The sequence below is a fragment of the Streptomyces sp. NPDC040432 genome (assembly GCF_055595445.1).
Window position 1 is genome coordinate 253,829 of sequence record NZ_JBVIVP010000008.1, and the last position, 10,643, is coordinate 264,471.

The 10,643-nt window shown below is 71.4% G+C and carries 12 protein-coding genes; 6 read left to right on the forward strand and 6 right to left on the reverse strand.

Annotated features, from left to right (window positions below; all coding sequences use genetic code 11):
- The first annotated feature begins 165 nt into the window (after positions 1 to 165).
- Entirely contained in the window at positions 166 to 549 is a 384-nt protein-coding gene (locus tag ACZ58N_RS19960) for a hypothetical protein (RefSeq protein ID WP_471161401.1), read from the forward strand.
- 19 nt (positions 550 to 568) lie between these two features.
- Here ACZ58N_RS19960 and ACZ58N_RS19965 read toward each other — a convergent pair whose 3' ends face one another.
- Positions 569 to 1,729, reverse strand: coding sequence for an MFS transporter (locus ACZ58N_RS19965; protein ID WP_471161460.1), 1,161 nt, complete (start codon positions 1,727 to 1,729; stop codon positions 569 to 571).
- Positions 1,730 to 1,866: 137 nt separating this feature from the next.
- Here ACZ58N_RS19965 and ACZ58N_RS19970 point away from each other — a divergent pair, with 137 nt between their 5' ends.
- The gene (locus tag ACZ58N_RS19970; RefSeq protein ID WP_471161404.1) at positions 1,867 to 2,406 is read left to right on the forward strand and encodes a putative immunity protein; all 540 of its coding nucleotides are present in this window, start codon (positions 1,867 to 1,869) and stop codon (positions 2,404 to 2,406) included.
- A 98-nt stretch (positions 2,407 to 2,504) separates the two neighbouring features.
- Here the strand turns inward: ACZ58N_RS19970 and ACZ58N_RS19975 are convergent, their stop codons facing one another.
- The gene (locus ACZ58N_RS19975) at positions 2,505 to 3,278 is read right to left on the reverse strand and encodes a GAP family protein (protein ID WP_471161407.1); all 774 of its coding nucleotides are present in this window, start codon (positions 3,276 to 3,278) and stop codon (positions 2,505 to 2,507) included.
- Between the two features lie 129 nt (positions 3,279 to 3,407).
- Here ACZ58N_RS19975 and ACZ58N_RS19980 point away from each other — a divergent pair, with 129 nt between their 5' ends.
- Together ACZ58N_RS19980 and ACZ58N_RS19985 are read left to right on the forward strand one after the other, a co-directional pair.
- Positions 3,408 to 4,019 (forward strand): HdeD family acid-resistance protein, encoded by a 612-nt coding sequence (locus ACZ58N_RS19980; RefSeq protein ID WP_471161409.1) that lies wholly within the window; start codon positions 3,408 to 3,410, stop codon positions 4,017 to 4,019.
- Positions 4,020 to 4,071: 52 nt separating this feature from the next.
- Entirely contained in the window at positions 4,072 to 5,577 is a 1,506-nt protein-coding gene (locus ACZ58N_RS19985) for a cryptochrome/photolyase family protein (protein ID WP_471161412.1), read from the forward strand.
- Between the two features lie 29 nt (positions 5,578 to 5,606).
- Here the strand turns inward: ACZ58N_RS19985 and ACZ58N_RS19990 are convergent, their stop codons facing one another.
- Positions 5,607 to 5,942, reverse strand: a complete 336-nt coding sequence (locus tag ACZ58N_RS19990) for a hypothetical protein (protein WP_471161414.1) — start codon at positions 5,940 to 5,942, stop codon at positions 5,607 to 5,609.
- 237 nt (positions 5,943 to 6,179) lie between these two features.
- On the opposite strand from ACZ58N_RS19990, the gene ACZ58N_RS19995 reads away from it, so the two are divergent.
- Positions 6,180 to 6,527, forward strand: coding sequence for a VOC family protein (locus ACZ58N_RS19995; RefSeq protein ID WP_471161416.1), 348 nt, complete (start codon positions 6,180 to 6,182; stop codon positions 6,525 to 6,527).
- 67 nt (positions 6,528 to 6,594) lie between these two features.
- Here ACZ58N_RS19995 and ACZ58N_RS20000 read toward each other — a convergent pair whose 3' ends face one another.
- A complete protein-coding gene (locus ACZ58N_RS20000) occupies positions 6,595 to 8,709 on the reverse strand; it encodes an MMPL family transporter (RefSeq protein WP_471161419.1) in 2,115 nt (704 codons plus the stop codon).
- Between the two features lie 66 nt (positions 8,710 to 8,775).
- On the opposite strand from ACZ58N_RS20000, the gene ACZ58N_RS20005 reads away from it, so the two are divergent.
- Positions 8,776 to 9,270, forward strand: coding sequence for a MarR family winged helix-turn-helix transcriptional regulator (locus tag ACZ58N_RS20005; protein ID WP_471161421.1), 495 nt, complete (start codon positions 8,776 to 8,778; stop codon positions 9,268 to 9,270).
- A 116-nt stretch (positions 9,271 to 9,386) separates the two neighbouring features.
- Here ACZ58N_RS20005 and ACZ58N_RS20010 read toward each other — a convergent pair whose 3' ends face one another.
- Together ACZ58N_RS20010 and ACZ58N_RS20015 are read right to left on the reverse strand one after the other, a co-directional pair.
- Positions 9,387 to 9,566, reverse strand: coding sequence for a DUF6480 family protein (locus ACZ58N_RS20010; RefSeq protein WP_471161424.1), 180 nt, complete (start codon positions 9,564 to 9,566; stop codon positions 9,387 to 9,389).
- 53 nt (positions 9,567 to 9,619) lie between these two features.
- The gene (locus ACZ58N_RS20015) at positions 9,620 to 10,156 is read right to left on the reverse strand and encodes a DUF4383 domain-containing protein (RefSeq protein WP_471161427.1); all 537 of its coding nucleotides are present in this window, start codon (positions 10,154 to 10,156) and stop codon (positions 9,620 to 9,622) included.
- Positions 10,157 to 10,643 lie beyond the last annotated feature (487 nt).

Genomic DNA, 10,643 nt, shown 5'->3' on the forward strand with positions numbered 1-10,643 from the left:
GGACCGAGCGGCGTAAAGGCCCCCGCCCGCCCCGACGGACGTACGGACCGATTTCACGCCTGCCTGGGTCCGGTTTCGGTCTGTACTGGAACGTAACCCCGGCGGCCCGCACCGAGCGTTGTTCAATGCGCAAGTACAGGCGGAGACCGAGACGGGAAACGGCCCATGGCCTTATGGGTGCAGCAGCGCCACCAGGACCTCCACGAACACGCACTGGACCACCTCCACGCACTCCACCGCTTCGCCGGACTCGACGATGCGGCGGCCCGCTTCTGCTGGCTTCCCGACCAGGCCCACCGGGCGGCCGCGCACGGCCTCGTCTATCCGATCGACGGCCTCGACCACACGATCGTGCTCCACCCCAACGCCCCGCCGGCCGAAGCGATCCGCGCGGCCCACCGCCCCTGGACGCTCATGCTCCACCGGGACGGCATGACCGCCCGTCACGCTTTCCAAGCGCCGACGACGCCCGAGGCGTTCGAGCGGATCGTCAAGACCCTCGACCGCACGTTCGATGTCCGACAGGTCGACTGTCCGGCCGGTTCCTGAGGGGAGGGCCGGCCCCGACTCACCGGCTCGCGCGCAGGGTCCGCATGCGGCCGTAGGCGTACACGCATCCGGCGAGGGCCAGGTCGGACAGCAGCATGAACCCGATCGAGTACGAGCCCTTGGCGCTGTAGATGGCGCCCATCAGCAGCGGTGGCACGAATCCCCCGAGGCCGCCGACGGCGCCGACGATGCCGGTGACGCTGCCGACCTGGGATTGCGGGGTCACTTGGGAGACCAGGGCGAAGACGCTGCCGCCCGCCGTGCCGAGCCCGGCCGCCATCATCAGCAGGGCGATGGTCCCGTAGGGGGCGAGCGGCGGGTCGAAGGCCTGCACCACGGCGAACAGGGCGACGACCGCCAGGGCCGCGGCGGTGACGAGCGCCGGGTGGAAGCGGTCCGACAGCCGGCCTCCGATGGGCCGGAAGATGACGGTGACCAGGGCGAAGCCGGCCGCCTTGGTCCCGGCGTCGGTCGGGGTCAGCTCGTACCAGGTCTTGAGGTAGGTCGGCAGGTAGACGCCGAAGGCCACGACTCCCCCGAACCCGATCGCGTACAGGGCCGAGAGCTCCCAGGTGACCCTCAGCCTTCCGGCCTGCCGGAGCCGGGAGGCCAGGGAAGCGCTGGGTACGGGACGCCCGGGTCGATCGGTGATCAGGATCGCGGCCAGCACGGCGTACACGGCGAGCGCCGCGGCCACCACGACGAAGGGCAGGTTCTCGCCGTGCGCGGCGATGCGCGGGGTGAAGTAGCCGGAGAGGGCCACGCCTCCGGTGCCCATGCCGAAGACGCCGAGCGCGAAGCCGCGCCGCCCGGGCGGGAACCAGGAATTGACCAGGGGAACGCCGATCGCGAACGTGGTGCCGCCCAGGCCGAGCAGGAGGGCGACCACCAGGAGCAGCGCGTAGTCGTTCTTGACGGGGATCAGCAGGAGCACCGGCACGATGGTGAGCGCGGACACCAGCGGAAACATCACCCGGGCGCCGTAGCGGTCGGTGAGGGCACCCGCGGGAATGCGTCCCAGGGATCCGACCAGGACCGGGATCGCGACGAGCAGGGACTGCCGGAAGGAGCTGAGGCCCAGGCGGTCCTTGTACCCGGGCGCCAGCGGAGCGATCAGGTCCCAGGCCCAGAACGTGAGGCCGAACCCCACCGTCGCCATGATCAGGTTTCGGTACGCCATGGCGGAAGGCCGCTGATCGCTGTCCACGACCCCAGTCAAGACAGCGCGGACCCGACCGGCACATCGAACGCAGCCGTACAGGTCGGGCAGGCGTAATTCCGGGGACGTCGTGAGCCACGGGTGGAAGGATCGGGAGCATGTCGACGGCATCCGGTGACTTCGAACTGACCATGGACGAGCTGCGTGTCGTGACGCGCTACGCGGCGGAGAGCGCGCAGGAGGTCCTGGCCGTGTTCGAGGAGGCCGTGCCCGGGGATTCCCGGCCCCGCGCCGCCGTCGAGGCCGCCTGGGAGTTCGTCAACGGCGCGAAGAGGAGCAACCTGCAACGCGTGACGTCGCTGGAGGCCCACCGGGCCGCGAAGGAGGCGGGGGCGGAGACCGCGCTCCTCGCGGCCCGCTCCGCCGGGGACGCGGCGGCCGCCGCGTACCTGCACCCGATCGCGCGAGCCACCCAGGTGGGCCACATCCTGCGCGCCGCCGCGACCGCCACCCGCGTCGCCGAGCTGACCGCGGGCGACGACCCCGCCGTCGGGGACCTGCTGATCGAGCGGGCCCGGCTCCGAGCCACACCCGTGCTGATCTCCGTGCTGTGCCGGTATCCCCCCGCCCCGACGGGCAGGAATCGAGTGGCGCAGCTGATGTCCGCCCTGGACGCCTCGCTCCGCGCCACCCGCTGACCGGCCGCGGACGGCTGTCGGGCCGCAGCGAAGCAGTCCGGGGCCGGGCGCCCTTCGGCCCGACGCCGCTCCCGCGGGCCGGCCGTCCGGTCCTCCCGTCATCCGGTCAGCTGGTAGAGGCTCCTGCCGACGAGCCACAGTCCCAGCAGGAGACAGATCACGACGATCGCCGGCTCCTTGTGGCGTTCGAGCCATCCGCGCAGGCGCAGCAGCGCGTGCCGGGCCTTCTCCGGCGAGAACACCCGGCAGAGCTCCATGGCGAGCAGGGTGGAGGTGGCAAGGACGCAGAAGGCGGCGAGGGCCAGGAAGGACCCTGCGTGGGAGAGGTCGGCCTGGACGACCGTCGCGGCAGCGGCGGCGACCATGCCCCAGGGTTGGAGGAGGACCGCCAGGGCGGCCGCGGACCAGCCGGTGACGTCGTCCACGCGGGACCTCTTGGAGGGCGCGGGGGCCGCTCGCGCGGGGGCGGCCGCGGCGCTGCCGCGGTGACGCCGGTGCCCGCCGTAGACGACCAGCCCGATGCCGATCAGCAGGGTGGCGACGAGCGCCGCCACGGAGGGCGGCGAGCGCGGTGGTGGCGGCTGCCCGTCGGTGAACAGGAGTACGGCCGCGATCACGGCCACGAGGCACGCCAGCCAGGCGAGGATGAACGCCAGGCCCTTCCAAACCCCCCGGGGCGCGGACACCACCAGCACGAAGGCCATGACGGGCAACGGGAACAGCGTGACCGCGAGTGCGATGAGGAGCAGGTCGAGCACCATGGCAGCACACCCATGGGGTCGGGCGGCCCTCGTGGCCCGACCGTGTTCGGTGTCGAGGGCGAGGGCGGCGGTGATGACTTCATCGTCGACGTCCCGCTCGGGGGCCGCCACGCGAACGCCGCCTCCGCCGGTTCGGCGGGCCCACGCACCACGGCCTAAAATGAACGGCACGATCGAACGCGGGAATTCCGGCGGCTTCGAATGCCCCCCTGCGAACCGTCGGCCCGCCCGGGAGGCATGATGACCGGATCCCCCGACACGGCCCCGCAGTACGCGCACGGCGACCCCGAGGACTTCCTGAAACAGCTCGGAAGTTCTTGGCGCTGGGCCCTCGGCTTCGCATTGGCGACCCTGATCCCCGGCATCCTGGTGCTGGTCTGGCCCGATGGGACGCTGCACGTCCTGGCTGTGATCATCGGCCTGCAACTCCTGGTGGCGGGTGGATTCCGCTTCGTGACCGCCTTCTCCCGGGACAGTGACCGGGGCGGCAGCAGGCTGGCGGGTGTCCTGATCGCCCTGCTGGCGTTCCTGGCGGGCGTCCTGGTCCTGCGGCACCCGATGCAGACCATCGGCGCCCTGTCCTTGATCGTCGGGGTCTTCTGGTTGCTGACCGGCGTCCTCACGGCGTACGTGGCGATCGCCGACCGCGGCCTGGTGCACCGCGGGATGCTGCTCGCCCTGGGCGCGCTCGGCGCCGTCGCCGGGATCGTCGTGCTCTGCTTCCCGGTGAACTCCGCGATCGCCCTGACGCGCCTCCTGGGACTGTGGCTCGTCCTGCTCGGTGTGTTCGAAGTGGTGATGGCGTTCGCGCTGCGTTCCGCCACCCGCCGTGCCGTGCGCGGGACTCCGTAGGCGCGGCCGTGTCGGCCGCCGTCGGACCGGCCCCTGTTGGTTGGATGGGGGCATGAGCCCCGTGCACTGGCTGTTCGGCGACCAACTCGGCCCGCACTTCACCGCCACGGCCGCCGGTGGGACCCCGAGGAACACCCGGTGGCTCCTGATCGAGTCCCGGGCCGTCTTCCGGCGGCGGCGCTTCCACCGGGCCAAGGCCCACCTGGTGCTCAGTGCCATGCGGCACCGGGCCGCCGAGCTCGGTGGGAGCGCGCTGTACGTCACGGCGGAGACCTACCGGGAGGGTCTGGCGCGGGCGGTGGGCGCGGATCCGGTTTCCGTGCACCATCCGACGTCGCGCGCGGCCCTCGCCCTGGTGACGTCGTTGCCCCAGGTCACGGTGCATCCTGCGCGGGGTTTCGTCGTCGGTCACCGGGAGTTCGCCGACTGGGCCGCGCGGCAGAAGGGCAGACGGCTGCTCCAGGAGAACTTCTACGAGAACACCCGCCGCGCCCACGACATCCTGATGGACGGCGACCGGCCGGCGGGCGGCCGTTGGAACCTGGACCACGAGAACCGCGAGCCTCCGCCCCGGGGACAGGACACCCTCGGGGCGCCGGCCCCGTACCGGCCGCGTGAGGACGAGATCGACGAGGAGGTCCGGCGGGACCTGGACCGCTGGGAACGGGAGGAGGGCGTCACCTTCGTGGGCCGCGACGGTCCCCGGCTGTTCCCGGCGAGCCGCCGCGAAGCCCTGGCCGCGCTGGACCACTTCGTCGGCCACCGTCTCGCGGGCTTCGGCGCCCACGAGGACGCCGTGCTGGCCGGCGACCCCGTGATGAGCCACAGCCTGCTGTCGTCCTCCCTCAACCTCGGACTGCTCGATCCGTGGGAGTGCGTGACCCGGGCGGAGGACGCCTGGCGGGCCGGGCACGTCCCGCTCAACAGCGCCGAGGGGTTCATCAGGCAGGTGTGCGGCTGGCGCGAGTACGTGTGGCACCTCTACTGGCACCTGGGCGAGGAGTACCGGCACCGCAACGCCCTGCGGCACACGTCACCGGTCCCCGCGTGGTTCCGGGAGCTCGACGCCGAATCGGTCGGGGCCCGCTGCCTGTCGACGGTGCTCGCGCAGGTACGGGACACGGGCTGGACGCACCACATCCCGCGGCTGATGGTCCTCGGCAGCTTCGCCCTGCAGCGGGGCTGGAACCCGGCCGAGGTGACGGACTGGTTCCACCGGTCGTTCGTGGACGGCTACGACTGGGTGATGTTGCCGAACGTGGTGGGCATGTCCCAATACGGGGACGGTGGGCTGATGACCACCAAGCCCTACACGTCGGGCGGGGCCTACATCCATCGGATGAGCGACCTGTGCGGCGGCTGCCGGTACCGGCCCACCGACCGCACCGGAGAGCGCGCCTGCCCCTTCACCGTCGGCTATTGGAGCTTCCTGGACCGCCACCGCGAACGGTTGGAGGGCAACCCGCGCATGGCCCGTGCCGTCAGCGGACTGGACCGGCTCGGTGACCTGGACCAGCTCGTCCGCGCCCACCGCGCCGCGGGCACCGCGCCACCCTGAGGCCCTCGGGGAAAGTCGCTCGCCCCGGGTCACTCGGGATGGGCCACGGCGTCCCGTTGCAGTTCCGCCGCGGCGAGCAGGCTCAACTTCGGTTCCGCCTGGCGCAGCGCCTTCACGGCGTAGGCGGAGTCGATGTCCCCGGTGTATCCGACGGCGGCCAGTCGGGAGCGGACCCAACGGGCGCGCAGCTGGGGCTCGGTGGCTTCGGCGTGGGACCCGACGAGGGCGACGGCCCGTTCCAGGCCCGCGCGTTCCTCGGGCGGGGCCTCGGCCAGTGCCTGCTGCAGGGCCGACGCGACCGTGTCCGCGTCCCGGATGAGCAGCACGAAGTTGTGCTTGGTGTTCTGTCCCAGGAATCCAGTCATGTCGGCCATCGTGGCCGCCGTGTCGCTGGAACGGCAAGGGACTTGAGGATCCACAGAGGTTCGGCCGGGCCGTGACCGCTCGATCCCGGCTCCGGGTGGTCGCCGTCCGCCCGGGCCCGACATTGAAGGCCCCATCACGTCCGGTCGGTGTCGACACGGACGGAAAACGTGTGCGGCGAGGCGCGGTCCGTAGTAGTGCTGGAGGGCCCGAAGTCGCCCGTTCCCTTTGGAGTGTCGATGGCCGTTCGCCGTGTCGTGCCCAATGTCCGCTCGGAAGCCGTGCCCGAGAGCCGGGAGTTCTACGGCCTGCTGGGCTTCGAGGAGGTCATGAACCACGGCTGGATCATGACGCTCGCCTCCCCGTCGACCCCTGCGGCGCAGATCAGCTTCATGGCCGACGACAGGACCGCGCCGGTCGTCCCCGACATGAGCATCGAGGTCGACGACGTGGACGCGGCCCACGCGCTCGTGCGGGACAGCGGCGCGGAGATCGTCCACCCGTTGCAGGACGAGGAGTGGGGCGTGCGACGGTTCTTCGTCCGTGACCCCAACGGACTGGTGATCAACGTGCTCGGTCACCGCTGACGCCCTGGCCCACGGCACCGCTCACCGCCGGCCCCCCGTCTCGTCGGGGGCCGGCGGTGTTGCGTCCTTACGCGGTCGGTACCTCCTCGACGGTCTTGGCGTGCTCGTCGCGGGCGAGGGAGCTGGGCCACCAGCTCCTCGGTCCGATGTCGATCACGAGGGCGGGGACGAGCAGGGATCGGACGACGAGGGTGTCGAGGAGCACCCCGAAGGCGACGATGAAGGCGATCTGGAACAGGAACGCGAGCGGGATGACCATGAGGGCGGCGAAAGTGGCGGCGAGGACCACGCCGGCCGAGGTGATGACGCCACCGGTGGTGGTCAGGCCGCGCAGCACGCCCTGGCGGACGCCGTGGGTGAGGGTCTCCTCGCGGACGCGGGACATGAGGAAGATGTTGTAGTCGACGCCGAGGGCGACGAGGAACACGAATCCGTACAGCGGGACGGAGGCGTCCGTGCCGCTGAATCCGAGCAGGTGTTGGAAGACCAGGGCGGAGACCCCGAGGGTGGCCAGGAAGTTGAGGGCCACGGTGGCCACGAGCAGGACGGGCACCAGGACGGAACGCAGGAGCAGCACGAGGATGAGCAGGATGATGGCGAGGACGACGGGGACGATGACGGTCCGGTCGCGGGCCGCCGTCCGTTCCGTGTCGTACTGCTGGGCGGTGTAGCCGCCCACCAGGGCGTCGGCGCCGGGTACGGCGTGGACGCGGCTGCGGAGTTCGGCGACGGTGTTCTTGGCCGCGTCGCTGTCGGCGGCGGCGTCGAGCGTGGCGTCGATGCGGATCCTGCCGTCGACGACCAGGGGCTCGCCGCCGCCCGGTCGACCCGAGGCGGTGACGGGCGCGGCGGAGGCCACTCCGTCGGTCGCCCGGACCGCCGCCTCCACCGCCCCCGCCTCGGCCGCGTCGGCGATGATCACCGCGGGTTGGCCCGATCCGCCGGGGAAGTGCTTACCGAGGGCCTCCTGGGCCGCGACGGAAGGGGCGTCCTTGACGAAGATCTCGTCGAGGGGAACGCCCCGGGAGGTGAGCGTCGGCGCGAAGGCGGCCAGGACGATCAGGAGCAGCGTCGTCGAGACCCAGACGCGGCGCGGCGCCCGGTCGATGACGCCCGCCACGCGGCGCCAGAGCCGGTGGCCCTCCGTGGTGGCGTCGGCGGGCTTGGGCGTGGCCGGCCAGAACGCCGCGCGACCGAGGAGGACGAGTACGGCCGGCAGGAACGTGAGGGTGGACAGGACCGCGCAGACGATCCCGATGGCGCCGACCGGCCCCAGGGCCCTGTTGTTGGTGAGGTCGCTGGCCAGCAGCGCGAGCAGTCCGAGAGCCACCGTGGCGGCGCTGGCGGTGATCGCGCCCGCCGAGCGTCGTACCGAGGCCACGGCTGCGGCCATGCGGTCGTCGCGGGCGGCGAGCTCCTCCCGGAAGCGGGCGGCCAGCAGCAGCGCGTAGTCGGTCGCGGCACCGATGACCAGGATGGACAGGATGCCCTGGACCTGACCGTCGACCCTGACGACCCCGTTGTCCGCGAGGACGTAGACCACCGCGCAGGCGAGCCCGAGGGCGAACACCGCACCGATGATGATCACGATGGGCAGCAGCAGGCTGCGGTAGACGAGGAGCAGGATCAGCAGGACCGCGCCCAGCGCGACCCCCAGCAGCAGCCCGTCGATGCCGGCGAAGGCGTCCGCGAGGTCGGCCTGGGTGGCCGCCGGTCCGGCGATGCTCGCGGTCAGTCCGGGTACGGCCCCGACGGCCGCGCGGACCTCGTCCAGGACGACGGGCAGCTCGTCGCCGAGGTCGGGCGCCAGGGGCACCACGGCCTGGAGGGCCTGACCGTCGTCGGAGCGCAGGGCGGGGGACGGCGCGGCGGCGACGCCCTTCTGCCCCGTCAGGGCGCCGACGGCGCGGCTCGCCCGCTGCTGCTGCTCGTCGCTGACGGAACTGCCTGCGGGAGCCTGCCAGACGACGATCGCGGGCACGGACTCGGTTCGCTCGAACGCCTTGCGCGCTTCGACGACCTTGGTGGACTCGGCGCTCTGCGGCAGGAAGGCGGCCTGATCGTTCGTGGCCACCTCGCCGAGCTTGCCCGCGTACGGGCCGAGCGTTCCTCCGATGCCGAGCCAGATCACCAACAGCACGACGGGTACCAGCCAGCGGGCCCATCGCGGTGTGTGCGTCATAAAAGTTCTCCCCGGGTTACTCAATGACAAAGTATCTCAATGATCGAGAGATCATATGCTGGTCCCATGCGAAGCGCCGACACGCCCCTGCCCGTACTTCCGTGCGACGACCCGATCGGATTGCAGTCCTTCGCCGTACTGCTGCGCGCGATGAACGCGGAGTTCAACCGCATCGCCCAGGAGTTCGCCCACGCCCAGGGACTGCACCTGACCGATGTGCAGGCGCTGATCGCGGTGCTCGACGCCGAACACGAGGAGGACGCCGGACCGATGACGCCCGGGCGTCTGGGCGCGCGGATGAATCTGACGTCGGGCGCGGTGACGGCCTGCCTCGACCGGCTGGAGAAGGCGGGTCACGTCCGCAGGGTGCGTGCGGCCGACGACCGGCGCGTGGTGCACGTGCACTACGCACAGGCAGGTCGGGAGGCGGCGCGCGAGTACTTCCGCCCGCTGGCCCTGTCCACCGACGCCGTCCGCACCCGGTTCGACCCCGAGGAACTGCACGTCGTGGTGCGCTTCCTGGCCGAGCTGAACCGCAACCTCGCCCTCGTCCGACGCTGAACGCGGCCGGTCGCGGCGCGACCCCGGCCGCTCGGCGGCCACCGCGGACGGTCGGGTGGCGGCGTGGCGCTACACCGCCACCCGACCGCCGGAGGTACCGGCGTCCGGAGACCCGGTCACCAGCCCCAGATCCGGGCGATGAAGAACCCGGCGATCATCAGGGCCCCGATCACGATGAGAAACACGAACACCCCCGGGTGTTCCCACAGACCCCCGTCCGCCCGCTCGGGGTGCGCGGACGCGGTCGAACCCTCTGCCGGCGGTGTTTCACCCGGCGGCACTCTGGATGTGGACATGACTCTCCGCCTCTCGACTGATCATGCGGTGGTCCCGGGGTCTCGCAGGAACCTCACCGACCGGGCAGGTGCGCATCGAGGGTCGTGAGGGCCGACCGGGGCTCCGGACCGGCCGCGCCACCGGCGGCCCGTGCGGGGTGTCGCTTCTGCCAGTAGGGGTTGTCGTGGGGCAGGCCGCCGCTGACCCGGCCGTACATACCGAAGGTCATGACCAGGAGCCCCATCAGGAAACTGAAGATCACGTTCGTCATGCCGAAATCGAGGATGTTGCCCGACCTCCCCAGGAGGCACAGGTGGACGAATCCGCTCAGCACGAACAGCACGCCGACGCCGATGTTGACCGTCGACGCGAAGTTCCCCCCGATCAGCGCGGCAACGAACAGCAACAGCCCGACGAGCACCGAGATGGTGCTGAGCAGCCCGTTGGTGGACATTCCGGCGACGCTCCGCCCCGCGGTGTCGAAGGCGGAAAGGCTGTCGGCGAAGCCCAGGCAGCCGAAGACGAGCAGGAGCAGCCCGCACAGCGCGGCACCGATCCGGTGGACCCGGTTGAGGGGATGGTCGACCGGGAGTTCGTCTCGCAGGTTCATCGGCACTCCTACGGATCATGACTCGGTCCCGAGGGGACCAGAGTGACGAAGCGCCCTCATCCGGACAAGTTGCAATGTTTGTGCATCGGATTCGGTACCACGCCGTGTTCGCGCGTGCGGACCGGCCGACTCGCGACCATCCCGAGAGGCGGTCCGCCGGATCGCTCCGAGAACGTACGGGCGGTTACGTTCGGTGAGATCCGGACGCCTTCGAGGTGAGCCGTCCCATAGGACCCACGTCACATACCACCCGGGATAGTGGATCCGAGACGCCCGACACGAGCCCCGCACCGGGCTCCCACCTGCACGGACGCCCACGCACCCGCTTTCGGGCCTTCGGCCCCCACCTGCGAGGCCGGGTAGTAGTCGGGCTCGTTGCCATGTGGGTGGGGCGTCGGTAGAACTGGATGAGTCGCCGAGCGGCCCGGGTGCTCCACCCGCCGCAGACGAACCCCTCTCCACCGCGTGAGTGGCTCACGCACGCCTT

Coding starts and splice junctions, on each gene's coding strand:
- ACZ58N_RS19960 (WP_471161401.1), top strand. CDS start 166: ATGGCCTTATGGGTGCAGCAGCGCCACCAGGACCTCCACGAACACGCA.
- ACZ58N_RS20015 (WP_471161427.1), bottom strand. CDS start 10,156: ATGAACCTGCGAGACGAACTCCCGGTCGACCATCCCCTCAACCGGGTC.
- ACZ58N_RS19970 (WP_471161404.1), top strand. CDS start 1,867: ATGTCGACGGCATCCGGTGACTTCGAACTGACCATGGACGAGCTGCGT.
- ACZ58N_RS19965 (WP_471161460.1), bottom strand. CDS start 1,729: ATGGCGTACCGAAACCTGATCATGGCGACGGTGGGGTTCGGCCTCACG.
- ACZ58N_RS19985 (WP_471161412.1), top strand. CDS start 4,072: ATGAGCCCCGTGCACTGGCTGTTCGGCGACCAACTCGGCCCGCACTTC.
- ACZ58N_RS19980 (WP_471161409.1), top strand. CDS start 3,408: ATGACCGGATCCCCCGACACGGCCCCGCAGTACGCGCACGGCGACCCC.
- ACZ58N_RS19995 (WP_471161416.1), top strand. CDS start 6,180: ATGGCCGTTCGCCGTGTCGTGCCCAATGTCCGCTCGGAAGCCGTGCCC.
- ACZ58N_RS20005 (WP_471161421.1), top strand. CDS start 8,776: ATGCGAAGCGCCGACACGCCCCTGCCCGTACTTCCGTGCGACGACCCG.
- ACZ58N_RS19990 (WP_471161414.1), bottom strand. CDS start 5,942: ATGACTGGATTCCTGGGACAGAACACCAAGCACAACTTCGTGCTGCTC.
- ACZ58N_RS20010 (WP_471161424.1), bottom strand. CDS start 9,566: ATGTCCACATCCAGAGTGCCGCCGGGTGAAACACCGCCGGCAGAGGGT.
- ACZ58N_RS20000 (WP_471161419.1), bottom strand. CDS start 8,709: ATGACGCACACACCGCGATGGGCCCGCTGGCTGGTACCCGTCGTGCTG.